The organism is Micrococcaceae bacterium Sec5.7 (assembly GCA_039636785.1).
Classification (GTDB): Bacteria; Actinomycetota; Actinomycetes; order Actinomycetales; family Micrococcaceae; genus Arthrobacter.
The window spans coordinates 195,033-219,277 of sequence record CP144169.1 but is presented as its reverse complement, the minus strand read 5'-3'; the positions used below and the strand labels follow the sequence as shown (position 1 = coordinate 219,277).

Here is a 24,245-nt window from a genome sequence, read left to right as displayed (position 1 = left end):
CGGCTTCCCTCATGTGGAAAGCCGCCATCGCCGTGTTGTGGGACAATTGAGTGTCTTCGATTGGCACCTCAAGGAGTTCCCATTGGCCCTAATATCAACGCCAACCACGCTGGAGCGCGCGCTGCCGGCCATGGACAACGCCGAGGTGCTGCGGATCAGAAATGACTTCCCGGTACTGGATCAGCTGGTCAACGGCCGTCGCCTTGTGTACCTGGACTCCGGCGCCACGTCGCAGAATCCGCTCAGCGTGATCGAGGCCGAGCAGGAGTTCTACGAGCAGCGCAACGCCGCTGTTCACCGCGGTGCCCATCATCTTGCGGTTGAAGCCACCGAGGTATTTGAGGATGCCCGCCAGACTGTGGCCGACTTTATCGGCGCGGACTATGAGGAAACCGTGTGGACCTCCAATGCCACGGAAGGCCTCAACCTGATCAGCTATGCGCTGTCCAACGCAGCTCTGTGGGCGAGCCAGGGCAGGGGGGACCCACGGCTGAAGGACCTTGCCGTGGGCCCGGGCGACGAAATCGTGGTCACCGAAATGGAGCACCACGCCAATCTCATCCCCTGGCAGGAACTGGCATTCAGGACCGGGGCAACTCTCCGGTACATTCCCATTGACGACTCCGGCGCGCTGCAGCTGGAACGGGCCAAGGAGATCGTGGGGGACCGCACCAAGGTACTTGCGTTCACCCACGCCTCCAACGTCCTGGGCATCATCAACCCAGTGCAGGAACTCGTGGCCCTCGCCAAGGGGGCAGGTGCACTCGTTGTACTGGACGCGTGCCAGTCCGCGCCGCACCTGGCCCTGGACGTCAAGTCACTCGGCGTCGACTTCGCTGTGTTCTCCGGCCACAAGATGCTCGCCCCCACCGGGATCGGCGTGCTGTATGGCAAGAAGGAACTCCTCGACGTTCTTCCGCCGTTCCTGACCGGTGGCTCCATGATCACCACCGTGACCATGGACAGGGCCGAGTACCTGCCGGCTCCGCAGCGCTTTGAGGCCGGCACCCAGCGTATCTCCCAGGCTGTTGCCCTCGCCGCGGCCGTCAACTACCTGACCGAGACCGGCATTGACCGCGTCCACGCCTGGGAATCCGAGCTTGGCCAGCGGATGGTGGCCGGGTTGGAAGGCATCGACGGCGTCCGGGTGCTGGGACCGGTCTCTGGCCAGGAGCGGATCGGGCTGGCGGCCTTTGACATGGCCGGAGTACACGCTCATGACGTCGGACAGTACCTGGATTCACGTGGCATCGCCGTCCGTGTGGGTCACCACTGCGCCCAGCCGCTGCACCGGCGCCTTGGACTGACAGCCACCACCCGCGCCAGCGCATACTTGTACAACACCACCGACGACGTAGATGAGTTTCTGGACGCCGTTTCCGGAGTCCGCGCCTACTTCCAGGCCTAGCGCCGGGATTCAAGAAACAGGTACCTGAGCATGAGTCTCGACCAGCTATACCAGCAGATCATCCTGGATCACTCCAAGGTCCGCCATGGAAGCGGACTGTCCACCACGGTTGCGCCGGACGGCGCTACCACCGGCCAGTCGCACCAGCTCAACCCCGTCTGCGGCGACGAAGTCACACTCCGCGTTGCCGTGGACCATGGCAAAGTCGCCCAGATCTCGTGGGACGGGGCAGGCTGCTCAATCTCCATGGCATCCGCCTCCGTGCTGAGCGAGATGGCCGAGGGAATGTCCGTGGCGGAGCTCCACGAGGTGATCGGCAACTTCAGGGAAGTATTGCGGTCGCGCGGAAAAATCCATGCCGACCCCGAAATCCTCGGTGATGCCGCCGCGTTCGAAGGCGTGGCCCGTTATGCAGCCCGGGTGAAGTGCGCCATGATCTCGTGGGTCGCCGCAGAGGATGCCCTGAACCAGGCGGCCTGAGCCGCCTCAGCCCTTCCGGGTATGGTCGAAAACGTCCGGGACGCCGTCGCCGTCGTCGTCGCGGGTTTCTTCCAGCTCCACCCGGCGGTAGTGCCGGTTCCGTGCACGGAGCACGACGGCGGCGAGCAGCGCCGCGAGCAGGGAACCGGCCAGGATGGCCACCTTCGCGTGGTCGTCATGCGCTGAACCGGCGCCGAAACTCAGCTCGGCAATGAGCAGGGATACGGTGAAGCCCACCCCTGCCAGCACGGCGAGGCCCGCCACATCGATCCAGGCCAGGCCGTCGTCGAGTTTTGCCTTGGTGGTTTTGGTGATCAGGTAGGTGGCGCCGAACACGCCGATGGCCTTGCCGGCAACCAGCGCGGCAACAATCCCCACGGCCACCGGGTCGGCGAAGGCCGAACTCAGCCCCGCCACACCGCCCAGGGCTACCCCGGCGGAAAAGAACGCAAACACGGGAACGGCAAATCCGGCTGACAGCGGCCGGAGCCTGTGTTCGATGCTTTCGGCCATGCCATGATCGGGCTCACCGGGTCTCATGGCTGCCTGCTCTTTTCTGGACGCGAGGACCGGCACCGCGAAGCCGAGCAGCACCCCCGCCACGGTGGCATGGATTCCGGACGCGTGCACCAGTGCCCAGGTGGCAGCTGCCAGCGGAACCAGCAAGTACCAGCTGCGGATCCGCTTTTGCACGAGGAAGGTAAAGAGCGCCAGCGGCACCAGGGCAGCCAGCAGCAGCAGCGGCTGCAGGTCTGTGGAGTAGAAGAAAGCGATGATGCCGATCGCCAAGAGGTCATCAACAACGGCGAGGGTCAGCAGGAACGTTCTCAGCGCTGCCGGCAGATGGGTGTTGATCACTGCCAGCACCGCCAGGGCAAAAGCGATGTCGGTGGCCGTGGGGATTGCCCAGCCCCTCAGCGCTTCCGGTCCGGCTGTCAGGTTGACGAGGGCGTAGATGATGGCCGGAACAGCCACACCGCCGATTGCCGCGGCGACGGGAACCACGGCCTTGGAGAACTTCCTGAGCTCGCCTGACACGAATTCACGCTTGAGTTCCAGGCCGGCAATGAAGAAGAAGACGGCCAGCAGACCGTCGGACGCCCAGTGTCCCAGGCTGAGCTGGAGATGCCAGGGTTCGTAGCCCACTTTGAGTTCACGGAGGTCGAAGTAGCTGTCCGCAACGGGGGAGTTTGCCCAGATCAGGGCTACCACGGTGGCCGCCAGCAGGAGGGCGCCACCCACGGTCTCCAGCCTCAGGATCTCGGAGATCCTGAGGTATTCCGGGTAAGTGGAACGGCTGAAGACCTTGGCGGCGCGGGCCGGAAGGGAATGGCGGCTGGTCAATGTGGCTCCTGGTGTTTAAGGGGTCGGCAAAATCATTGCCGACCAGACTTCCCGGCGCACCTTTGAAACAGCTTAGCTGAGCAGACCCGCTATGCCGATTGCCGCCGTCGCCGCGCCCAGCACCATGGAGATGCTGACCAGGACCACATGGACCGTGAGGAATTTGGTGGCCTTCCCTGCGGCGTCGCGGGCGCGGGAATCCTTCATGACCCGCCGCAGGAACCGGGGCCACACCACAAGGGACCAGATGCCGGCAATGATCAGGACCCAGGATGCGAAGGCCGGAAGCCCCATGGCGTTAGTGGCTTTCCAGCCAGGCCCGTGCCTGCTGTGACTGGATGTTCAGCGCCTTGCTCACCATGGGCTCCGCGGCTTCTGCGATCTTGCCGCCAAGGAACGGCACGGAGGATGTGACCTTTCCTTCAAGCTCAACACGGGTGCTGGCGCCGTCGGCCACAAGCCGTTGCTCAGCGGTGACGTCGATCGGCGCACCGGAGATCTTGAGTGTGATCCTGCTGTGACGGGAGCCGTCCGTGGCGGGTGCGTCCCAGTTTTCCACCTGTGTCACGGTGAGCCGTTCGCCCACGAACTTCCGGGCAATCTCGGGCAGGCGCGTGGTGGGGAGTGTGCGGACCGATGTGGTGCTGAAGGCTCCGGCAACATCGCCGGCCACGGCAAACGACTCCAGGGTGCCGCCCACCAGCTCACTGGTATGGCGCTGGAAATCCTCATCGACGAATACAGCTGCGACGCTGTCAACGGTGTGGGGAAGGGTTGTTGATGCACTCAGTGCCATGGATCCTCCATTGTTGGGGTCAAACACGCTTTTTGCTCCCCACATCCTACGGGTTCCCGGGGGCTCTTCCGCACTCCCACTGCCGTGCGGTAGCCGGCGAGGCTGCCGGCGGCCAAGGGCGGGGGTAGGCTGGGAGCACCCGGGATTCTCACGAATTTCGGGCTTTCGTGTTGCCTGCTTTCGCTTGAATACCTCAGGAGCTTCTGCCATGAGCCTCAACGGCCCGTCCCATAGCGGTCCCTCACTTGACGGCCTGCGCCGCGTTCTCGGCGCGGACAAGTCCTTCGCCCGTGTGCAGGCAGAGGCGGGCAGGGGCTTTGACATCCGCAGCGAGGACTACCAGATCAGCGCCCCAACCGGCCTACGTGCCGTCCTGCTGGCCGAGATGGCAGACGGACTGACGGCTTTCGCCACGGGAGATGACGGAAAACTGACGGCCGACGGCGACGCGCCTGCTGTTGCTGCGCCGGCAGTTGTACTTGCCGTCACCGCTACGGGACGCGAGGCAGAGGACCTGACCGCCGCGCTGCGTGCCTACCTGCCGGCGGGCTGTGTGGCTGAGTTCCCCAGCTGGGAGACACTTCCCCACGAACGGCTCTCGCCGCGCTCGGACACGGTTGGCAGGCGGCTGTCCGTCCTTCGCCGATTGGCGCACCCGGAGTCTTCCGCGGCGGGTCCCCTGCGCGTGGTGGTGGCCCCCGTGCGCGCGGTGGTCCAGCCGATTGTGGCCGGGCTCGGCGAGCTGGTGCCGGTCACGTTGAAGGTGGGGCAGGAAATCCCCTTCACCGACGTTGTGCGGAGCCTTGCGGACGCTGCCTACGCCCGGGTGGACATGGTGACGCACCGCGGTGAGTTCGCCGTCCGCGGCGGCATCCTGGACGTTTTCCCGCCGACTGAGGACCACCCCGTCCGTGTTGAGTTCTTCGGCGACGAGGTGGACCAGATGCGCTGGTTCGCCGTTGCCGACCAGCGCTCGCTGGCCTCGCCCGGCATCCACCACCCCACCGAGCTGCACGCCCCGCCGTGCCGGGAAATCCTGATCACGCCGTCCGTGATGTCGCGTGCCGCCACGCTCAAGACCCAGTTGCCGGCTGCGGCGGACATGCTGGAGAAGATCGCCGGCGGCATCGCCGTGGAAGGCATGGAATCCCTGGCGCCGGTGCTGGTGGACTCCATGGTGCCGTTTGTGGAACAGCTGCCGCCGGGGTCCATTTCCGTGGTGATCGAACCCGAGAAGGTGCGGGCCCGCGCCCATGACCTCGCCGCCACGAATGAGGAATTCCTGGAAGCGGCGTGGTCAACAGCCTCCGACGGCGGCATGGCGCCTCTGGCGCTGAACACTGATTTGCTCTCCCAGGCATCCGCGGATCTGCACTCGGCAAGCTTCCGCTCGCTCTCGGATACCCGTACCTCAGCACTCGGGCACAGCGTGTCCTGGTGGTCCATCACTTCGCTGGCCACGGATGAGGAGCTGCTGCCGGACATCGATGTCCTGAACCTCCATGCACGGGAGCCCCGTGGCTATCAGGGCGATGTTGCCGAGATGCTGGAGTTCATCGGCTCCCATGTGAGGGACCAGTGGCGCATCGTGGTGGTCACCGAGGGCCCGGGCCCGGCACAGCGGCTGGCCGAACTCTTCCATGATGCCGATATCCCGTGCGCCAGGGTGGACTCTCTGGACAACGAGCCCCAGGCGGGCATCATCGAGGTGACCACCGCCGCCGTCGGACGCGGTTTCGTCCTGGACGGGCTCAAGGTGGGACTCCTCACGGAAGCCGATCTGCTGGGGCGGACTTCTGCCGGTTCAACCAAGGACATGCGCCGCATGCCGTCCAAGCGGCGGAACGCCGTGGACCCGCTGCAGCTGCATGCCGGCGACCACGTGGTCCACGAACAGCACGGCATCGGCCGGTTTGTTGAGCTTATCCAGCGCAAGGTGGCAGGCGGAGGGGACGGTGTGCGCGAGTACCTCGTGCTGGAATACGCCTCGTCCAAGCGTGGCGCTCCGGGCGACCGGCTGTTCGTGCCGACGGACCAGCTGGACCAGGTGACGCGGTACGCGGGAGGGGATGCCCCCGCGCTCAGCAAGATGGGCGGCTCGGACTGGTCCAGCACCAAGTCCAAGGCGCGCAAGGCCGTCAAGGAGATCGCCGGCGAGCTGATCCGGCTGTATTCGGCCCGGATGGCTTCCAGGGGCTATGCCTTCGGCCCGGATACCCCGTGGCAGCGCGAGCTGGAGGAAGCGTTCCCGTATGTGGAGACCCCGGACCAGCTGACCACCATCAACGAGGTCAAGGCGGACATGGAGCGGGAGATCCCCATGGACCGGCTGGTCTCCGGCGATGTTGGCTACGGCAAGACCGAAATTGCCGTCCGGGCGGCATTCAAGGCCGTCCAGGACGGCAAACAGGTGGCGGTGCTGGTGCCCACCACCCTGCTGGCCCAGCAGCACTACGAGACGTTTACGGAGCGGTTTTCCGGCTTCCCCCTTCAGGTGAAACCGCTGTCCCGCTTCCAGAACGCCAAGGAAACCAAGGAAACCGTGGAAGGCGTCAAGAACGGTTCCGTCGATGTGGTGATCGGCACCCACCGGCTGCTGTCCAAGGACTTTGCGTTCAAGGACCTCGGCCTGGTGATTGTGGACGAGGAGCAGCGCTTCGGTGTTGAGCACAAGGAGGCGCTGAAGAAGATGCGCACCAACGTGGACGTCCTGGCCATGAGCGCCACCCCGATTCCACGCACCCTGGAGATGTCGCTGACGGGAATCCGCGAAACCTCCACGCTGGCCACGCCGCCGGAGGAACGCCACCCGGTCCTCACCTACGTCGGCCCCTACACGGACAAGCAGACCTCCGCCGCCATCCGACGCGAGCTGATGCGCGAGGGCCAGGTGTTCTTTGTGCACAACCGGGTATCCTCCATTGACCGGACCGCGGCGAAGATCCGCGAGCTGGTGCCTGAGGCGCGGGTTGAGGTGGCGCACGGCCAGATGTCCGAGAGCCGGCTGGAACAGGTCATCGTCGACTTCTGGGAGAAGCGCTTCGACGTCCTGGTGTGCACCACCATCATCGAAACCGGCCTGGACATCTCCAACGCCAACACGCTCATTGTGGACGGGGCGGACAAATACGGGCTTTCGCAGCTGCACCAGCTGCGCGGGCGCGTGGGCCGTGGCCGCGAACGCGCCTACGCCTACTTCCTGTACCCCTCGGAGAAGCCGCTGGGCGAGGTGGCGCTGGAACGGCTCAAGGCGGTCGCCGCCCACAACGAGCTCGGCGCGGGTTTGCAGCTGGCCATGAAGGACCTCGAAATCCGTGGCGCCGGCAACCTGCTGGGCGGAGAGCAGTCCGGCCACATCCAGGGTGTGGGCTTCGATCTGTATATCCGGCTGGTGGGCGAGGCCGTGGCCGACTTCCGCGGCGAAGCCGAGGAGAAGGCAGCCGAGATGAAGATCGAGCTGCCCGTCAACGCGCACCTTCCGCACGACTACGTACCCGGTGAACGGCTGCGCCTGGAGGCGTACCGCAAACTCGCAGCGGCGATCACCCACGAGGCCATTGATGAGGTCCTGGCCGAACTGGTGGACCGCTACGGCGAACCTCCGCTGCCGGCAAAAAACCTGATCTCCGTGGCGCGTTTCCGGGTGGGCGCACGCGAGGCCGGGCTCTCCGATGTGGCGCTGCAGGGCAACTTCATCAAGTTCTCACCCGCGCAGCTGCCCGAGTCCAAACTCATGCGCCTCACCAGGATGTACCCCGGTTCGCAGTCCAAGCCGGCCCTGGACGCGGTGCTTATCCCGAAGCCTAAGACAGCACGGATCGGCGGCCGGGACTTGCAGGATGCCGAGATCCTGGAATGGGCCAACGGCGTTATTGCCGCGATCTTTTCCGATGCGCCGCTGACGGTGGCTTAAGCCGTGATGGGAGGACATCACGCTGCGTCGGGAGCCGCGGCGTGGGTGGCCGTTGCCTCGACGGGGCCATATGCACTCGGCTGGTATCCGCTGGACGCCACCGGCATCCTGATCGGCGGTATGGCGACGGCGGGAACGGCGCTGGTGTGCGACTGGGACCACCGCTCCAGCACGGTGGCGCACTCGCTGCCGCCGCTGTCCAACGTGATCGCCGTGGGCATTGAAAATGCCAGCGGCGGCCACCGCCAGGGCACACACTCGCTGCTGGGCGCGGCCGGTTTTGTCGTGCTCGCGGGCATGGCTGCCCAGTTTCAGGTCAGCACGCCGTGGGGCCTGCTGTCCGTAGGTGCAGGACTGCTGTGCATGTTCATGATCAACATCGCCGCCAAGGCCTTGAAGCTCTTTCCGAAGTCTGGCTGGATCACCAACTGGATCTTCGGTCTCACCATGGCCGGACTGGTGACCTGGTTCGCGCCGCATCAGTGGACCTGGCTGCCCATGTCCATGATGGTCGGCGTGGTGGTCCATATAGTCGGAGACCTCGTGACCACAGGGGGAGTGCCGCTCCTGTGGCCGATCGTGATCAAGCCCCCGAAATTCCTGCGGAAGCTGCCGCTACTCAAGGATATCTGGAAGGCCAACGGTGCCCTGTCCATTCCCATCCTGGGACGGGCCGGCTCCCGCCGCGAGTGGCTCGTGCTGATTCCGGTCAGCGCTTACGCCATGGTGGGGATGTGGCTGGCCGGCTGGAACATGGCCCACGAACGCTGGACCTGGGTGGCGTCGGCCCTTCAGACCCGATAACAGCACACGACGACGCGACGCGGCTTGGTCGCCCAGCGCACCGGCGGCCGGGCAGTGTTAAAAGCAATGGCCCCGGACCAGATGCCCGGGGCCATTTCATTTGAAGGCTGAAGTCTTAGCTCTCGCCGGCGGTATCCGAGCGGCCAAGAATGGTCTGCGGGATCCAGAACGCCAGAGCGAAGAGGACAAGGCACACGGCCATGGGCCAGGCGTTGTCAAGCGACAGGAAGGACAGCGAGTAGAGCGATCCGAGGAACAGGGCCATCAATACGACGAACAGCAGGACGCTGGTGCCGAGCTTGTTCTCGTTCTCAGGGGTCTGGATCTCGGAAGTCTGGACAACGGTGTTCTCGGACATGCTTTTCTCCTCCGCCCCGCGGGGCTCAAACTGTGGCGGCTGCCGGATCAGATCAGTACGCGGACGAACCCTGTTCGCCCTTGACGATGGCAATTCCGGAGCTGGCACCAATACGTGTTGCACCTGCAGCAATCATAGCCTGTGCGTCGGCAAGCGAACGCACCCCGCCGGAGGCTTTGACGCCAAGATCCGGACCCACCGTGCGGCGCATCAGGGCAACATCCTCGGCTGTTGCGCCGCCGCCGTTGAAGCCCGTGGAGGTCTTGACGAAGTCCGCCCCGGCCTCCACCGAAGCCTCGCACGTCAGGACCTTCTGCGCGTCACTCAGCAGCGATGTCTCAATGATTACCTTCAGGATGGCTCCGCCTGCATGGACGGCCTCCGCAACCGCTTTGATGTCATCCACAAGCGCGCCCTTATCGTCCGCACGGGCCGCAGCGATGTTGATGACCATATCGATTTCATCGGCACCGTCCAGAACGGCACCGCGGGCTTCAAACGCCTTCACATCGCTGGGGGTTGCCCCCATGGGGAAACCAATCACGGAACAGGTCAGCACGCCTGAACCCTTGAGGGCCTTCTTGACGGTCTTGACCCAGACCGGGTTGACGCATACGGACTTGAAGCTGTACTCGGCGGCCTCTGCGCATACCTTGAGGATCTCCGCTTCGCTGGCCTCTGGCTTGAGCAGCGTGTGGTCGATGTAGGAGGCAATGTTCCCAGCTGCCGGGGTCCCTGCAGCGCCTCCCGAACTACTAGCGTCGGGTGTGGCTTCGTTGCTCATGATGGTCCTCTCCGTGGGCCTCGTGGGGCTGGCGACGCCGCGTTCTTCGTGGCTCCTCAGATGACCATCTTGCCACAACGGGCGGTCTGAAAAGCCGGGATATCCGGCTGCCGGCCCTACGCGGCGAGAGGTAGCCGCACGGCCCGAGCCGCCGTCATCAGCTGCGCGGCACAGACGCCCGCCGCGGACCCGGCTGCAACCAGCAGACCCAGCCTCACGCCGTCGAACGCGGCCGCATCCCCGATGGCCCAGATGCCGGGGACCGACGTACCGAAGTCCCGGCTGATGACGATGCCGCCGTTGGGTGCCGTCTTCACACCGGCGCTCGCGGCCAGGCTGTCGCGGGCGATGCGTTCTTCCGCCAGGATCACCAGATCGCCGTTCATCCTGCTGCCGTCCTCGAACAGAATCCCGGCAGCTGATAATACCGGGCCTGCGGTGGGAACAATCGCGGCCGGCCGGGCGGTGGTGCGGATGGGCCGCACGCCCCTGGCCCGAAGCACAGCCTCCGCCTGGCCGGCCGCGCCGGTGCCCACCAGGATTCCCAGCGGGCGCCTGCCCAGCACGCGCGTGGCTTCCTTGACGGCTTCACCGATCTTGGCGGCGTCGTCAATGGTGGAGTAGCTCAGGCAACAGCTGGCGCCGTCAACGGGGGAACCCGCGGGCGCTGATCCGGTGGCGATCACCAGCTGGTCGTAGCTGAATTCCATGCCGTCAGCCGTGGTCACCCGGCGGTTGACGGCGTCGATAAAGCTGGCAGGCTGCCCGAACCGCATTGACACCCGGGGCAGCGCGGCCAGTTCCAGCAGATCCGACGGGGCGTCGTCACGGTTGCTCAGCACGGTGATGCTGCCGGCGAACTGCGCACGGGCCAGTTGGCCCACCAGAGCCTGTGCGGCCGGACCGGCGCCGGCAATGACAATGCGCAGTGACGAGTCGGTTGAGGTGGACGGTGGGTTGGACAAGGAGTTGGACGGTGCCGGAGCGGACATGTGCGGGCCCTTTCGCTGATCAGGCCATGTGCGCGGGCCTGGAGTTGCTTGATGGACTCAGCGTAGGCCTCCGGCTTTTCCGGCTTGTTTCCCTGTCATTGCCGGAATATCGCCACTCGTTCGCCAATTTTTACCGGCTGGTAACAAAGGCACCCAGGGACAGGGACACCGGAGCCGCGTCAGACCCGCAGCCGGTAGCCGCGTTTGACCACGGTTTCGACAAGGCTGCCGTCCGGCAGGGAGGACCGCAGCCGGCTGACCGTCATGTCCAGGGCATGGACCGAGCCACGCAGTTCCAGGAGCTCCGAAAGGGACTCGCGGGACAGCACCGCCCCGCCGGCACCGAGGAGTGCGCGCAACAGGAGCAGGGGAGCTGGAGCGAGCTCCACAGACTCGCCGTCTATCCGCAGGCAGCGTCCGCGGAGCTCCACGCTGCCCGATCTGGTTTCCAGCCGGCGGACGTGATTCAGGGCCAGATGTTCGCAGACCAGCCTGATGAGGGCGCCCATCCGGAACCGTTCCGGAACGAGCGGTGAGAGTCCGGCGTCAATCAGCGGCTGGGCCGTGATGGGACCCACCACGGCCGTGGTGACGTTGGTCTTGAGGCTCGCCACGAGTTGCGTGTAGAGCCCCATTTCGTGGGCCGTGCTCCACATGGCATCCACAGCGGGGGCACTTGTGAAGGTCAGAACATCCAGGTTGCCGCTGCAGGCGGCCTCGATCAGCCGGGGGAGAAGATCCTCGCCGTCGGGCTTCACCCAGCGGTAGGGCGTAACCGTCAGGACCGTGGCGCCGGACATCCGCAGGCGTTCGAGTTGGCGGACATCGGTGTAGCCGTGCAGCTGGACGGCAACCGTTTTGCCTCGAACTCCTTCCGCGAGCAGCATGTCCACCAGTGTTGCCGTGGTTTCGTCGCTGCTGATCCCGACGTCGGCAAGGCCGGCCGCGCGGACGGCACCCCGGGCCTTCGGCCCCCGGACGAACATCCGGCAGGCTCCCAGGGTTTCCAACAGTTCTTCGCCGATGCCGAACGAGTCTGCGGCCTCACACCAGCGGCGCATGCCATAGGCGGTGGTGGCGATGCAGAGGTCCGGACGGGCGGCGATGATGGCCTTGGTGTCCTCGATGAGACCGATGTCCTCCTGGACCGGGGCGATTTTCAGCGCCGGCGCGTGAAGGACCTCGGCGCCGCGGCGCTCCAGGGCTTCGATCAGGTCTCTCGAACGCCGGTGCGACGTCACTCCGATCCGGAAACCCTCCAGCGGCGAATCGGCGGTCTCCGGCGGCTGTGCCTCCTGGTTGACAGGATCCTGCGCAGCACCGGAGTCCTTGACGGGCAGGTATTCGGCCGGGGCAATGGCGTTCATGGCGTTCATTGTTCCTTTCACGCGCCCAGCAGCGAGGCCGCCAGCCTGTCAAGATCGGCTGCGGCCTCGGCATGCCCGCGGTTGGCCTCAGCCACCCGCACCACCTCGCCGATGACCAGCACAGCCGGATTGGTGCACCCGGCAGCCGCGGTGACGATGGTCCCGAGCTCGGCAATAGTGGTGCGCTGTCCGGGCCGGTAGCCGCGTTCCACCACCGCCATGGGCATGTCGGCGCGCATTCCGGCCTTCCGAAGGCCCGCCGCCAGCTGATGAAGTGTCCCGATTCCCATGAGAACCACGATAGTCCCGCCCAGACCGGCAAGGTGGGTGTGTTCCTTTTCGGTCAGCGGCGCATGCCCGGAAACCACGGTGAACATGTGGCTCACTTCGCGGTGGGTTACCGGGATGCCGGCAGCGGCCGGGACGGAGATGGCGCTGGTGACGCCGGAGATGACACGGACGGGTACGCCAGCAGCCACGCAGGCGGCAACCTCTTCGCCGCCGCGGCCGAACACATAGGGGTCACCGCCCTTGAGCCGCACCACGTTCTTGCCGTCCAGCGCGGCCTCCACCATGAGCTTCTCAATGGCGGACTGGCTGACCGGGTGGTGGCCGGGGCGCTTGCCCACGTCCACCAGCTCGGCCGAACTCAGGGACGGCAGCTCCTGGTACGGGGCCAGGCGGTCGTAGAACACGACGTCGGCGTCCCGCAGCGCCCTGACGGCAGCCACGGTCAGCAGCTCGGTGGTTCCCGGTCCGCCACCCACCAGGGTGACGTGGCCGGTGGGTCCCGCAGCTGGTTCGACCGCGACGGGGATGCCGTTTTCGCGGCACCGTTCCAGCAACGGCTCCCAGCCGGGCTGGCCGTCATCCACTGCGGCCACCAGGAACGGGCGTTCCGGCAGCGGGCCGTCGTGCCGCGCACCCTGTGGGGTGCTGAGGCGGGAGACCACGGCGCCGGCCGCCTGATGGCGGCGGACGGCCTGGCGGGCAGCGTGGTCCGAACCGGTGACCAGGACTTCGCGGCCGCTGAGATCAATACTGAGCTGCATGGCTATACCTCATTTTCAACAGCGGAATCCGGGGTGGACGGACGGACCGGGATGGAGGCTCCGATCAGCACTTTGCCTTTTTCTTCAGAAGTGGCCGGACGGATCTGGCCCCGCTCCGGGACGAAGGAAATGGAATCGTCCTTCTGGTCCGGTGCATTGACGAACGAGCGGAACCGGCGAAGGCGTTCCGGGTCCTTGAGCGTTGCGGCCCATTCGTCCTCGTAGGTGTCCACGTGCTTTTCCATGGCGGCTTCGAGTTCCTCGGCGATGCCCAGGGAGTCCTTCACCACCACGTCCTCAACGTGCTTCAGGCCGCCGTCGAGCTCTTCCTGCCAGCGCGCGGTGCGCTGCAGGCGGTCCGCGGTGCGGATGTAGTACATCAGGTAGCGGTCGATGTACTTCAGCAGGGTCTGATCGTCCAGGTCCTGGGCCAGCAGCTGGGCGTGTGCCGGCTGGAAGCCGCCGTTGCCGCCCACATACAGGTTCCAGCCCTTGTCCGTGGCGATCACGCCCACGTCCTTGCCGCGGGCCTCGGCGCATTCACGGGCACAGCCGGAGACGCCCATCTTGAGTTTGTGCGGGCTGCGCAGCCCGCGGTAGCGGAGCTCCAGGTTGATGGCCATGGCCACGGCATCCTGGACGCCGAAGCGGCACCAGGTGGAACCGACACAGGACTTCACGGTGCGCAGGCTCTTGCCATACGCCTGGCCCGATTCGAAGCCTTCCTCCACCAGTTCCTTCCAGATTTCCGGAAGCTGTTCCAGCCGGGCACCGAACATGTCGATCCGCTGGCCACCGGTGATCTTCGTGTAGAGGCCGTATTTTTCGGCGACCGCGGCAATCACGCCCAGTTTCTTCGGCGTGATCTCACCGCCGGCGATCCGCGGGACCACTGAGTAGGTGCCGTCCTTCTGCATGTTTGCCAAGGCGCGGTCGTTGGTGTCCTGAAGGGTGCCGCGGCCGGCGTCGAGCACGTAGGCGCTGTTCTGGCTGGCCAGGATGGAGGCGATGGTGGGCTTGCAGATATCGCAGCCGGCGCCGGTGCCGTACTTGGCCATGATTTCCTCGAAGGACGTCAGGCCCAGCACGCGGATGGCATCGAAGAGTTCCTGCCGGGAGAGGCTGATGTGTTCGCAGAGAGCCTTGGATACGGTGATTCCGGACTTGGTCAGCTCGCCTTCCAGGAGTTTCTTCAGCATGGGGACGCAGGATCCGCACTGGGTTCCTGCACGGGTGCAGCCCTTGAGCTCGCCGAGTTCCTGCACCGGCTCGCTGCCATCGCAGGCGCCGCAGCCGTTGATGGCGTCGCGGATACTGCCTGCCGCCACGTTGTTGCAGGAACACAGGATGGCGTCATCCGGAAGCTCGGTGTCGGGGGCGTCACCGCCGCCGGCCGCGGTCAGGTAAGCGCCGGGTTCGGCGCTGAGCTCGCGGCCCAGGATGGGGCGCAGCGTCATGTAGGGGGAAGCATCGCCCACGAAGACGCCGCCCAGGAGCGTCTTGGCATCATCGGTGGTGACGATCTTCTGGTAAACGCCCCGGGCGGGGTCGGCGTAGACGATTTCAAGGGAGTGCTCGGTCTTGGCGAAGGCGTCGCCGAAGCTGGCAACGTCTACGCCGGACAGTTTGAGCTTGGTGGCGGTGTCGAAGCCCGGGAACGTTGCCCCGCCGCCGTGCAGGCGGTCGGCCACAATCTCGGCCATGGTGTTGGCCGGCGCAACCAGGCCAAGGCACATGCCGCCGAAGTTGGCCACCTCGCCGATTGCCCAGATGCCGGTGACCTTCGTTTCACAGGCGTCGGAAATAACCACACCGCCGCGGGGGCCGAGATCAAAGAGTGCTTCCTCGCCTTCGGCCGCGCGGAAGAGTTCATCGCGAGGCTTGACGCCGATTGCCACAATCACCAGGTCGGCGGGGATGGTGCGGCCGTCAGCCATCAGCACACCGGTGACCTGGCCGTCGTCGTCGGAAAGGACCTCGGACGGGAACACCCCGCCATGGACCTCAAAGCCCTTGGATTCGATGAGGCGGCCCAGGGCCTGCCCGGCGCCTTCGTCCAGCTGGGTGTTCATGAGCCAGGGCGAGCCGTTGATGACGATGGGGGTTGCGCCGAGCTGCTCGGTGCCGGCAGCGGACTCGAGGCCCAGCAGCCCGCCGCCTATGGTGACGGCGTTGACCTTGCGTCCGAGTTTTTCCGTCAGTCCTGCGATGGCCCTGTTGATGGACCAGACATCTTCGAGGGTGCGGTAAACGTGGGTGAGTTCGGCCCCGGGGATGGGGAGCCGGGCGGCGTCTGAGCCGGTGGCCACCACTAGATGGTCGTACTCGTAGCTGTTGCCCGCGGCCGTCTCCACGGTCTTGCCGGCGGCATTGATCTTGACCACGCGCTCGCCGGTCTTCAACGTGAGGGCGCTGTGGTCCCACATGGATGCGTTTCCAAGAGTGAGATCAACGGCGTTGTCGGTGAGCGCCTTGCTGAGCGCAACGCGGTCATAAGGAAGGTGTGCTTCCTCCGTCAGGACAGTGACCTGCCAGCCTTCGAGGCCGCGGGTGTGCATGGCGTCGGCGAAGCGGTGGGCTGCCGGACCGCCGCCGGCGACGACGATGCGGCGCTGGTTCTCTGTGGTTGAAGACTGTGAGGTCACTGGTGGGCCTTTCGCATGGGCCGCAGACGGTGCTCTGCAGCTTGTCCATTCAGACTAGGCAACTGCAGTTTCGCTTCAGTTTCCCTTTTGTTTCGTGAACTTAACTTCTGCATCACGAACACGTTTCCGGACAGGTGAGTTCTCTTTTACGCGCCGGACACATTGACTGCACGCCCTTGTAACACCTGCGCCCTAGCTTGGTTCTATGGCCGCACAGGTGGCCCAAGCAGGCACAGGGAGAGGAGCCGACATGACGGCAACACTGGAACTTGAGGAACTGGCCACCGGATTCGGCACGGCCTGGCACCGCGTCTGCGCCGTGGATGCACTGGAACTTGCCTGGGGTGAGGCGGCGCTCATTGCCGGCCGCCAGGTGGCACTATTCCGCACCGCACCCGGTGAGGTCTTCGCCGTGGCCCATGAGGATCCGGCCACCGGAGCCAACGTGATGGCCCGCGGCATCATCGGCTCACGCGGCACCCGCCCCACCATCGCGTCGCCCCTCCACAAAGAGGTCTACGACCTCGAAACAGGGCAGTGCTTTGGAACGCCGGAACTCACACTGGCCACGTTCAGCACCCGGGTTGAAGCCGGCTACGTGGAGGTTGAGCTCTAAAACCCGCAGTAACCGCCGGGGCGAGAACCCACGGGCCCTACAGCCGAGGGCCTACAGACCCAGGGCCTCGCGGACGTCGCCCAGCACCAGATCAAGGGCGGCACGCGCAGCCTGCCGGGCTTCGGGGAGTTCCGCGGCGGATCCCACGCTGCGGATCACCTCGAGGTAGCACTTGAGCTTGGGTTCGGTGCCGCTGGGGCGGATGATGACCCGGCTGGCATCCCTTGTCAGGTACAGCAGGCCGTCGGTCGGCGGCAGCTGCCCGCTGCCTTCTGCCAGATCGATGAAGGATTCGACGGCGGATCCGCCAAACGATTCCGGCGGGTTGACGCGCAGACGGTCCATCATGGCATCCAGCAGGCCCAGGTCCCCGACCCGGATGCTCAGCTGATCGCTCGCGTGCAGGCCGTGGACCAGGTAGAGCTCGTCCAGGGTGTCGAAGATGGTCTTGCCGTGCGCCTTGGCGGCTGCAGCCAGCTCTGCGATCAGGACGGCCGCGGAAATACCGTCCTTGTCCCGCACCAGCTCAGGCGCCACGCAGTAGCCCAGGGCTTCCTCATAGCCGTAGAGCAGCCCGGGGACACGGGAAATCCATTTGAAACCCGTCAGGGTTTCCTCGTGCGCAAGTCCGGCAGCAGCTGCGATGCGTGACAGCAGCCGTGAGGACACAATTGAATTGGCGAACACGCCGTCGGGCGTTTCCTCCCCGCCGGCGGCAAGCCGTGCCACAACGTGGGCGCCCAGCAGCGCCCCCACCTCATCGCCGCGGAGCATCCGCCACGCGCCGGTGTCCGGATCCTTCGCTGCCACGGCGGCACGGTCGGCATCCGGATCGTTGGCCAGCACAATGTCGGCGTCAACGCGGACAGCCGTTTCCAGCGCCAGGTCCAGGGCTCCGGGTTCTTCCGGGTTGGGGAAGTTCACGGTGGGGAAGTCCGGGTCCGGCTCTGCCTGCTCGGCCACCAGCGTGACGTCGGTGAATCCTGCCGCCGTCAGGACGGACACCGCCGTTTCCCCACCCACGCCGTGCATGGGCGTCAACACGATTTTGAGATCGCGGGCAGGGAAATGCGCGGGCACAGCCAATGCTGCCGTTGAGTTTTCGTAGTCCCTGGCAATGCTCTGCTCAAGCACTGTCCAGCCATCCGCTGCCAGGCTGATGGAATCCAGAGTGCCCACCCCGTCGATTTTGGCTGCGATCCGCGCATCGTAGGGTGCCACGATCTGCGCGCCGCGGCCGCTTTCCTCCACGGCGTGACGGCCGAGGTAGACCTTGTACCCGTTGTCCTGCGGAGGGTTGTGGCTGGCTGTGACCATTACGCCGCCGTCGCATTCCAGCGCCCGGACCGCGTAGGCCAGCAGGGGAGTGGGCAGCGCCTGCGGCATCAGGAACGTTTCGATCCCGGCGGCGGTGAAGATCGCCGCTGTTTCCTCGGCAAAAATATCGGAGTTGTAGCGGGCGTCATAGCCGACGACGGCGCGGGGCCTGGTCCCGGGGGAAACCTCACCCACGGCGCCGGTCAGGAAGTCAGCCAGGCCCGCGGCGGCGCGGCGCACCACGACGCGGTTCATGCGGCTCGGGCCGGGTCCCAGCGCAGCGCGCAGCCCGGCCGTGCCGAACTGCAGCGTGCCGCTGAAGCTGTCCCCCAGTTCCTGGCGCGCGGCCGGAACACCGTTCACTGACAGCCGGATCAGCTCCGTCAACGAGGCGGAAGTTGCGGGATCAGGGTCCTGAGCGGCCCATTCGCGGGCGTCGCTGTACAGCTGAAAATCGGCATCGGAAGACGTCATAGGAACAAAACTAGCGCCAAAGCGGCGCGAAGCCTTGCCCGACAAGCAATCGATCCGGTCACAGTTCGGACATTGAATGCTGCGTCCGTGCGGCGGCCGGCAGCGGGACGGGATTCTCCGGAAGTCCTTGACAGCATTTTTTCTGGACAAGTATTGTCGCGAATATGAAGATGAATCAGGGTGTCGAGTGGGCGCTGCACAGCTGCGTCAATATGTCCTGGGCACCAGTGGGTGAGGCGGTCAGCAGTGCGCGCCTGGCCGAGTTCTATAAATTGCCGGCGGCCTATCTCAACAAGCAGCTGCAGGCGCTGGTGCGGGCAGGAATACTGTCCTCGGTCTCCGGACCCAGGGGTGGTTTCCAGCTTGCCAGGAAGGCGGACAGGATCTCCGTCCTGGATGTGGTGCTGGCCATCGAAGGCACCGAGGTGGCCTTCCGGTGCGAGGGCATCCTGAAGAACGGTCCGGGCGGCGATATGGACGAGGATTACGCGCGCACGTGCCTGATTTCGCAGACCATGCGCCACGCTGAACTCGCGTGGCGCACCGAGCTGTCGCGGCAGACGGTGGCCGGGATTGCCCATACGATTGAACGCCGCTTCCCGGAGGCCAAAGGCAGCACGGTCAAACAGCTCATGGGGGTCCGGCTCTGATTTCCAGCTAAGAGCAACGCGGGGTCACTTACGGCCCATCTCGGGCATCGGAATGGGCCGTAAGTGACCCCGCGTTGGACTAAAGTCTGGCGATGATTTCCGCAAGCAGCTTGGAGATTCGAGGGCCGGCAGACTGGCCGGCTTCGAGCACTTCCTGGTGGCTCAACGGTACCGGGCTGATGCCGGCGGCCAGGTTGGTTACCAGCGAAATGCCGAATACTTCCATACCCGCGTGGCGTCCGGCGATGGCCTCCAGCGCCGTGGACATGCCGACAAGATCGGCGCCGATCCGCTTGGCGTACTGCACCTCGGCCGGGGTTTCATAGTGCGGGCCGGTGAACTGGGCATAGACGCCTTCCTCCAGGGACGGGTCCACTTCGCGTGCCAGGCCGCGGATGCGTGACGAGTACAGGTCTGTCAGGTCAACGAACGTTGCGCCTTCGAGCGGGGAGGCCGCGGTGAGGTTGATGTGATCGCTGATCAGCACCGGGGTGCCCGGAGTCCAGGCTTCATTGAGGCCGCCACAGCCGTTGGTGACCACCAGGGTTTTGCAGCCTGCAGCCGCGGCGGTGCGCACGCCGTGGACAACCGCGCGGACGCCTTTTCCTTCGTAGTAGTGGGTGCGTGCGCCGAGAACGAGTGCGCGCTTGCCTTGCTTGGTCAGCACCGAACGGATGGTGCCAACGTGGCCCTCCACTGCCGGGGCGTGGAAGCCCGGAACCTCGGACGCTGTCAGGGTTGCGGTGGTTTCGCCGATCAGGTCAGCAGCCTCGCCCCAACCGGAGCCGAGCACCAGGGCAACATCGTGGGATTCGACGCCGGTCTCGGCCGCAATGAAGTCGGCGGCTGCACGTGCGGCCTCGAAGGGATCAGTGTTCAGAAGTTCTGTATTACTCACTGGTACAAGTTATCGTGCCCGTGCCGTCCTGCACAGCGCAAAGTGAGTCCAAAGTCATGGCAAAACCGGCCCGGATGCAGGGCAGCCGTATTGGTGGTGCAGTCACCGATAAGCGAGAATGGTTGATTGTGACTACGCATCCTGATTTCAGCTCACCCCGCATCGCGATCCTCGGCGGAGGCCCGGGCGGATATGAAGCCGCTATGGTTGCCGCTTCCCTGGGGGCGCAGGTCACCATCATCGAACGCGCCGGCCTCGGAGGCTCCGCGGTGCTGACCGACGTCGTACCCTCCAAAACGCTGATCGCGACGGCGGATCTGATGACCCGCGTCGGTGAGGCGGGAGAGCTGGGCGTCAAGTTCGACGTCGATGGCGGTGACTTCGTACCGGTGATGCGTGCGGACCTCAAGCACATCAATGACAGGCTGCTGGGGCTTGCCCGTCAGCAATCCAATGACATCCAAATGGGCCTCGAAAACCAGCGGGTCCGGATCCTCATCGGCTCTGGCAAGATGTTGGACAACCACACCATCGAGGTTCTGACGGCCGACGGCACCGAGACCGTCGAGGCTGACGCGATCCTCCTGGCGGTCGGCGCCCACCCGCGCGAACTGCCCACCGCGAGGCCGGACGGCGTCCGCATCCTGAACTGGGCCCAGATTTACGACCTCGATGAACTGCCGGAAGACCTGATCGTGGTGGGTTCCGGCGTCACCGGGGCCGAGTTCGCCTCCGCCTACAACGGCCTGGGCGCCAAGGTCACCCTCATCTCCAGCCGCGACCGAGTGCTGCCCGGCTCCGACACGGACGCCGCCCAGGTGCTGGAAGAGGTCTTCGAGCGCCGCGGCGTCACCGTGCTGTCCCGCGCACGGGCCGAAGCCGTTGAACGCACGGACGACGGCGTGGTGGTCACCCTGGGCGACGGCACGAAGGTCACCGGCAGCCACTGCCTGGTCTGCGTCGGGTCCATCCCCAACACTGACGGGATCGGGCTGGAGGAGGCCGGAGTGGCGCTCACCGAGAGCGGCCACATCAAGGTGGACGGCGTCTCGCGCACCACCACTTCGAACATCTACGCTGCCGGCGACTGCACCGGCGTCCTCGCCCTCGCATCCGTTGCGGCGATGCAGGGCCGGATCGCCGTGGCGCACTTCATGGGAGACGGCGTCATGCCGCTCAAGCTACACCAGGTGGCCTCCAACATCTTCACTTCGCCGGAGATCGCCTCGGTGGGCGTCTCCGAAGCGGAGATCGAGTCCGGCAAGTACCAGGGCGACGTGGTCAAGCTGTCGCTGCGCAGCAACGCCCGCGCCAAGATGCGCAACCACAAGGACGGCTTCGTCAAGATCTTCGCCCGCAAGGGTTCGGGCACGGTGATCGGCGGAGTGGTGGTGGGCCCGAACGCGTCCGAGTTGATCTTCGCGATCGCCATTGCCGTCACCCATAAACTGCACGTCGACGACGTCGCCAGCACATTCACGGTGTACCCGTCGCTGAGCGGTTCCATCTCCGAGGCCGCGCGGCGCCTGCACGTCCACATGTGAGGCTTCCTGATCTTCCGGAACCGCTTGTCCTGTTCATCCGCGCGTGAGAAATGGTCCGTGCGCAGACGTCGGTTGTCCCGACTGCGGCAGACAATCCCGTCCGTGTGTTTACGCTGTCAAAAACCATCTCGGCGGCGTTTTGACTTGTCTTGATTCCGGTGACGGGTTCTGACTGTGATGGGCCCGGCCTGAGTGGTATTGGCGGCTGTCATTTTTTAGCCCTCGATGGCGTTGCTCATCTTAGACGCTCTCGTTCCGCCGTTCGACGTCGCCGGCCGCGACGTTGGCGATTGCTTGGACTGCGAGGGCCTTAGCAACGGTTTCGTTGACGCGCACTTTCAGGACCAGTTTCAGCGGTCTTCATGTTGGCCCTGGTTTTGCGGGCGGTCGGCATCGCGGGGATTCCGATCTGGGTCAGCTGGTGGATCGCTTCGGCCTGGTCCGGGTTCTACCGTCGACGTTGGGTTGGTCGGTTGTGTCGTCGGTTGCGCCGACGGTGGGTTGGTCGGTTGTGTCGTCGGTTGTGCCGACGGTGGGTTGGTCGGTTGTGTCGTCGGTTGTGCCGACGGTGGGTTGGTCGGTTGTGTCGTCGGTTGTGCCGACGGTGGGTTGGTCGGTTGTGTCGTCCGTTGTGCCGACGGTGGCATGGTCGGTGCCGGGCCGGTTCCAGGGGACGATTTCGGGGTGAGCGGCCCTACGCTGGGGCGGCTGAACGGGAGGGAAGCATCCGCAGGGGCGCTGATGGCCGCAGCACCTGCACCTGCAGCGCCGAATGCTGACGTAACGGCGACACTCACGTCCTCGGGTGCCGGCGCGGCCGTGGCGCTCACGCCGTCGGAAATCAGCGGCTGAGCCGCCAGACCCAAGCTGAGCAGAATTCCGGCGGTGGCGGTGAGGACGACGGCTTTTTGGCTGCCGGACCCGCTGACGAATGATGTGCCTCGCAAATGCCTGAAGGCAGGCCGTTCGTTAACGTGGGCTTCCCGGCGGCGGCCATGCTGCGTGGCAGGCCGTTCGTCAACGGGGGCTTCCCGGCGGCGGCCATGCTGCGTGGCAGGCCGTTCGTCAACGGGGGCTTCCCGACGGCGGCCATGCTGCGTGGCAGGCCGTTCGTCAACGGGGGCTTCCCGACGACGGCCACGCTGCGGCTGGTTAGATTGAGACGACATGCAAGAACCTCTCTCTCGATGCCTGCGAGGTTAGCTGCTGGGTTCGGGTGAGAGACATCCGGTCGCAGTGCCGGACCTGGTCCGGTAACTGCGGGCTTAACCCCAAGGGTTTTCCATGAAATCCCGCATTTGGTTCCCCGCCTCTGCCTGAGGTGAACGGAACCGGGGCAGCGGCAGAGTTCGGCATGATGCCCCGGTGTGCCCGTGAACTCACGGGGGCACGACTACGAAAGAGTACCGTAGGGGACGGGGAAAGTCACATTTTAATAACGATGAATGGTCTGGTCCGCCGCAGTATCAGGACGGATCGGGAAGCAGGGGCCGGCAGCGCACGCGGTGGTGCTCACGCTGCCGGAGCCCCGGCGCCGAAGTCTTGCCCAGGCGACCAAAACCTCCGCTGAGAGCCTTACCTTGACCATGCCCCCTAGACCGGCCCCAAACGCGGTGCCCGAACGCGACGGCGCGGCAAGGGGGTATCTGGCTCGCAGGCATACGGCTCGGTGCCGGAACGGCGATGGTTCACACATCGTGGCCACGCATATGCGCGCAGCCGTCCAAGCGACCGTGGCTGTCAGCTTCGTTGGCGGTTAATTCGCAGTCTGGAATGGCGGTTCTTGTTGGCGTTCATGCCGCGACTGCTCCACAAGAGATGGCAGTTGGTCCGTGGCGTATGGTCCGGAACCGCCGATTTTGACTGCGAAATTGGCACTCCCAACCAGCAGTCCCAGGTCAAGGAATGAAGTGCAGCCGGAGCAGTCCCAGCCATGTCTATGGCGTCATATTTGTGGGAATGTATAGAGGACTAGCCGCCCGCAATGTCCCGCAGGGTCTGCAGGTGTCCAGTCCAGGCCTCGCGTCCGTCCGCGGTCAAGCTCGCCGACGTTCGCGGCATTTTCCCGGCGAAACTCTTCTTAATCTTCACGTAGCCGGCTTTTTCCAATACGGACAGTTGCTTGCTGAGTACGGAATCGCTGACCTGGATGGCGTCGCGGAGGTCCTTGAAGTCCAGAGATTCCGCACCAGCCAGTGCTGCCATGATGGAAAAGCGGACCGGTGCGTGGATGAGCTCATTGAGCTTGTGACGGGGATGATCCGGGGCAGTGCTCATGCGCGCAGTTCGCGGAAGGCTGCGGCCAGGCCGACGCCGCCCAAGACGATGGCGGCGGGTATATAGAACCACAGGTTGCCGTCGCGGAAGAGGCTGACTCCCACGCCCAGCGCAACCCCGTACAGGACGAAGTAGGCGACCAGGGATGTCAGGAACCGCTTCGTGTACCCGGCTTTGGTCGACCTCTGGAACATGGGCCAGATGCTTGCAGTCGCGGCGGCCCAAACGCCCACAGACGTGGCCAGCAGCGGCGCGCCGTACCCGGTGTGTGAAACGAGTTGCATTCCGATCATCAGCATGGAACCCAGGATCGCCAGGCTGGTGAAGATCATGGCCACGGGCCAAGCCGCAGCGTTGGTCGATGTGGCGCCGATCGAATCGGCTCTGGCCAGAAGCGCTTGCGCCTGTGCTGGCGACGGGCTGGCCGTTGTCTCGTCCATGAAGGGGCCTCTCACTGTTGGTGGTTGATTCCATGAGTATAGGAAAGTACTTTCCATTTCGTCAAGTACTTTCCTAATGCGCAGAA

21 protein-coding genes and 1 riboswitch are annotated in these 24,245 nt (G+C 65.1%); of the genes, 8 read left to right on the top strand and 13 right to left on the bottom strand.

All coding sequences use genetic code 11. The features are described 5' to 3' along the window. Positions 1-82 precede the first annotated feature (82 nt). Both V3C33_00945 and V3C33_00940 read left to right on the top strand, forming a co-directional pair. Positions 83-1,408 (top strand): SufS family cysteine desulfurase, encoded by a 1,326-nt coding sequence (locus V3C33_00945; GenBank protein XAS67937.1) that lies wholly within the window; start codon positions 83-85, stop codon positions 1,406-1,408. Positions 1,409-1,438: 30 nt separating this feature from the next. Next, a complete protein-coding gene (locus V3C33_00940; protein XAS67936.1) occupies positions 1,439-1,888 on the top strand; it encodes an SUF system NifU family Fe-S cluster assembly protein in 450 nt (149 codons plus the stop codon). A gap of 6 nt (positions 1,889-1,894) precedes the next feature. Here V3C33_00940 and nhaA read toward each other — a convergent pair whose 3' ends face one another. From nhaA to V3C33_00925, 3 genes are all read right to left on the bottom strand, one after another. Further along, on the bottom strand, positions 1,895-3,232 hold the full coding sequence (gene nhaA / locus V3C33_00935) for a Na+/H+ antiporter NhaA (GenBank protein XAS67935.1): 1,338 nt from the start codon (positions 3,230-3,232) through the stop codon (positions 1,895-1,897). A gap of 72 nt (positions 3,233-3,304) precedes the next feature. Beyond that, entirely contained in the window at positions 3,305-3,526 is a 222-nt protein-coding gene (locus V3C33_00930; GenBank protein XAS67934.1) for a hypothetical protein, read from the bottom strand. A gap of 4 nt (positions 3,527-3,530) precedes the next feature. Next, complete coding sequence (locus tag V3C33_00925; GenBank protein ID XAS67933.1) at positions 3,531-4,028, bottom strand: DUF2505 domain-containing protein; 498 nt, start codon at positions 4,026-4,028, stop codon at positions 3,531-3,533. Positions 4,029-4,236: 208 nt separating this feature from the next. Here V3C33_00925 and mfd point away from each other — a divergent pair, with 208 nt between their 5' ends. Both mfd and V3C33_00915 read left to right on the top strand, forming a co-directional pair. Next, on the top strand, positions 4,237-7,941 hold the full coding sequence (gene mfd / locus V3C33_00920; protein XAS67932.1) for a transcription-repair coupling factor: 3,705 nt from the start codon (positions 4,237-4,239) through the stop codon (positions 7,939-7,941). A gap of 6 nt (positions 7,942-7,947) precedes the next feature. Beyond that, positions 7,948-8,745: a metal-dependent hydrolase gene (locus V3C33_00915; GenBank protein XAS67931.1), complete on the top strand. Its 798-nt coding sequence runs from the start codon at positions 7,948-7,950 to the stop codon at positions 8,743-8,745. A gap of 115 nt (positions 8,746-8,860) precedes the next feature. Here the strand turns inward: V3C33_00915 and V3C33_00910 are convergent, their stop codons facing one another. The 6 genes from V3C33_00910 to nirB all read right to left on the bottom strand — a co-directional run bounded on the left by V3C33_00910 (position 8,861) and on the right by nirB (position 15,943). Then, positions 8,861-9,103 (bottom strand): hypothetical protein, encoded by a 243-nt coding sequence (locus V3C33_00910; GenBank protein ID XAS67930.1) that lies wholly within the window; start codon positions 9,101-9,103, stop codon positions 8,861-8,863. 52 nt (positions 9,104-9,155) lie between these two features. After that, positions 9,156-9,887, bottom strand: a complete 732-nt coding sequence (gene deoC, locus V3C33_00905) for a deoxyribose-phosphate aldolase (GenBank protein ID XAS67929.1) — start codon at positions 9,885-9,887, stop codon at positions 9,156-9,158. A gap of 116 nt (positions 9,888-10,003) precedes the next feature. Then, entirely contained in the window at positions 10,004-10,879 is an 876-nt protein-coding gene (locus V3C33_00900) for an FAD-dependent oxidoreductase (GenBank protein XAS67928.1), read from the bottom strand. A 179-nt stretch (positions 10,880-11,058) separates the two neighbouring features. Beyond that, a complete protein-coding gene (locus V3C33_00895) occupies positions 11,059-12,246 on the bottom strand; it encodes a uroporphyrinogen-III synthase (GenBank protein ID XAS69603.1) in 1,188 nt (395 codons plus the stop codon). A 17-nt stretch (positions 12,247-12,263) separates the two neighbouring features. Beyond that, positions 12,264-13,298: a uroporphyrinogen-III C-methyltransferase gene (cobA, locus tag V3C33_00890; GenBank protein ID XAS67927.1), complete on the bottom strand. Its 1,035-nt coding sequence runs from the start codon at positions 13,296-13,298 to the stop codon at positions 12,264-12,266. A gap of 2 nt (positions 13,299-13,300) precedes the next feature. Further along, positions 13,301-15,943 (bottom strand): nitrite reductase large subunit NirB, encoded by a 2,643-nt coding sequence (gene nirB, locus V3C33_00885; GenBank protein ID XAS67926.1) that lies wholly within the window; start codon positions 15,941-15,943, stop codon positions 13,301-13,303. Positions 15,944-16,193: 250 nt separating this feature from the next. On the opposite strand from nirB, the gene nirD reads away from it, so the two are divergent. Beyond that, positions 16,194-16,559: a nitrite reductase small subunit NirD gene (gene nirD, locus V3C33_00880; GenBank protein ID XAS67925.1), complete on the top strand. Its 366-nt coding sequence runs from the start codon at positions 16,194-16,196 to the stop codon at positions 16,557-16,559. 51 nt (positions 16,560-16,610) lie between these two features. Here the strand turns inward: nirD and V3C33_00875 are convergent, their stop codons facing one another. After that, positions 16,611-18,350, bottom strand: coding sequence for a phospho-sugar mutase (locus V3C33_00875; GenBank protein XAS67924.1), 1,740 nt, complete (start codon positions 18,348-18,350; stop codon positions 16,611-16,613). Positions 18,351-18,514: 164 nt separating this feature from the next. On the opposite strand from V3C33_00875, the gene V3C33_00870 reads away from it, so the two are divergent. Further along, on the top strand, positions 18,515-19,000 hold the full coding sequence (locus V3C33_00870; GenBank protein ID XAS67923.1) for an Rrf2 family transcriptional regulator: 486 nt from the start codon (positions 18,515-18,517) through the stop codon (positions 18,998-19,000). Positions 19,001-19,079: 79 nt separating this feature from the next. Here the strand turns inward: V3C33_00870 and V3C33_00865 are convergent, their stop codons facing one another. After that, complete coding sequence (locus V3C33_00865; protein ID XAS67922.1) at positions 19,080-19,898, bottom strand: purine-nucleoside phosphorylase; 819 nt, start codon at positions 19,896-19,898, stop codon at positions 19,080-19,082. Between the two features lie 128 nt (positions 19,899-20,026). On the opposite strand from V3C33_00865, the gene V3C33_00860 reads away from it, so the two are divergent. Further along, positions 20,027-21,442, top strand: a complete 1,416-nt coding sequence (locus tag V3C33_00860; protein XAS67921.1) for an NAD(P)H-quinone dehydrogenase — start codon at positions 20,027-20,029, stop codon at positions 21,440-21,442. A gap of 684 nt (positions 21,443-22,126) precedes the next feature. Continuing rightward, a complete protein-coding gene (locus V3C33_00855) occupies positions 22,127-22,294 on the top strand; it encodes a hypothetical protein (protein XAS67920.1) in 168 nt (55 codons plus the stop codon). Positions 22,295-22,614: 320 nt separating this feature from the next. Then, a riboswitch (cyclic di-AMP (ydaO/yuaA leader) is annotated at positions 22,615-22,807 on the bottom strand. A 606-nt stretch (positions 22,808-23,413) separates the two neighbouring features. Here V3C33_00855 and V3C33_00850 read toward each other — a convergent pair. Then, entirely contained in the window at positions 23,414-23,719 is a 306-nt protein-coding gene (locus V3C33_00850) for a transcriptional regulator (protein XAS67919.1), read from the bottom strand. Then, complete coding sequence (locus V3C33_00845; GenBank protein ID XAS67918.1) at positions 23,716-24,159, bottom strand: hypothetical protein; 444 nt, start codon at positions 24,157-24,159, stop codon at positions 23,716-23,718. Before V3C33_00845 ends, V3C33_00850 begins: the two co-directional genes overlap by 4 nt. Positions 24,160-24,245 lie beyond the last annotated feature (86 nt).

Coding starts and splice junctions, on each gene's coding strand:
- V3C33_00940 (XAS67936.1), top strand. CDS start 1,439: ATGAGTCTCGACCAGCTATACCAGCAGATCATCCTGGATCACTCCAAG.
- V3C33_00930 (XAS67934.1), bottom strand. CDS start 3,526: ATGGGGCTTCCGGCCTTCGCATCCTGGGTCCTGATCATTGCCGGCATC.
- V3C33_00925 (XAS67933.1), bottom strand. CDS start 4,028: ATGGCACTGAGTGCATCAACAACCCTTCCCCACACCGTTGACAGCGTC.
- mfd (XAS67932.1), top strand. CDS start 4,237: ATGAGCCTCAACGGCCCGTCCCATAGCGGTCCCTCACTTGACGGCCTG.
- V3C33_00915 (XAS67931.1), top strand. CDS start 7,948: ATGGGAGGACATCACGCTGCGTCGGGAGCCGCGGCGTGGGTGGCCGTT.
- V3C33_00910 (XAS67930.1), bottom strand. CDS start 9,103: ATGTCCGAGAACACCGTTGTCCAGACTTCCGAGATCCAGACCCCTGAG.
- deoC (XAS67929.1), bottom strand. CDS start 9,887: ATGAGCAACGAAGCCACACCCGACGCTAGTAGTTCGGGAGGCGCTGCA.
- V3C33_00900 (XAS67928.1), bottom strand. CDS start 10,879: ATGTCCGCTCCGGCACCGTCCAACTCCTTGTCCAACCCACCGTCCACC.
- V3C33_00895 (XAS69603.1), bottom strand. CDS start 12,246: ATGAACGCCATTGCCCCGGCCGAATACCTGCCCGTCAAGGACTCCGGT.
- cobA (XAS67927.1), bottom strand. CDS start 13,298: ATGCAGCTCAGTATTGATCTCAGCGGCCGCGAAGTCCTGGTCACCGGT.
- nirD (XAS67925.1), top strand. CDS start 16,194: ATGACGGCAACACTGGAACTTGAGGAACTGGCCACCGGATTCGGCACG.
- V3C33_00875 (XAS67924.1), bottom strand. CDS start 18,350: ATGACGTCTTCCGATGCCGATTTTCAGCTGTACAGCGACGCCCGCGAA.
- V3C33_00870 (XAS67923.1), top strand. CDS start 18,515: ATGAAGATGAATCAGGGTGTCGAGTGGGCGCTGCACAGCTGCGTCAAT.
- V3C33_00850 (XAS67919.1), bottom strand. CDS start 23,719: ATGAGCACTGCCCCGGATCATCCCCGTCACAAGCTCAATGAGCTCATC.
- V3C33_00845 (XAS67918.1), bottom strand. CDS start 24,159: ATGGACGAGACAACGGCCAGCCCGTCGCCAGCACAGGCGCAAGCGCTT.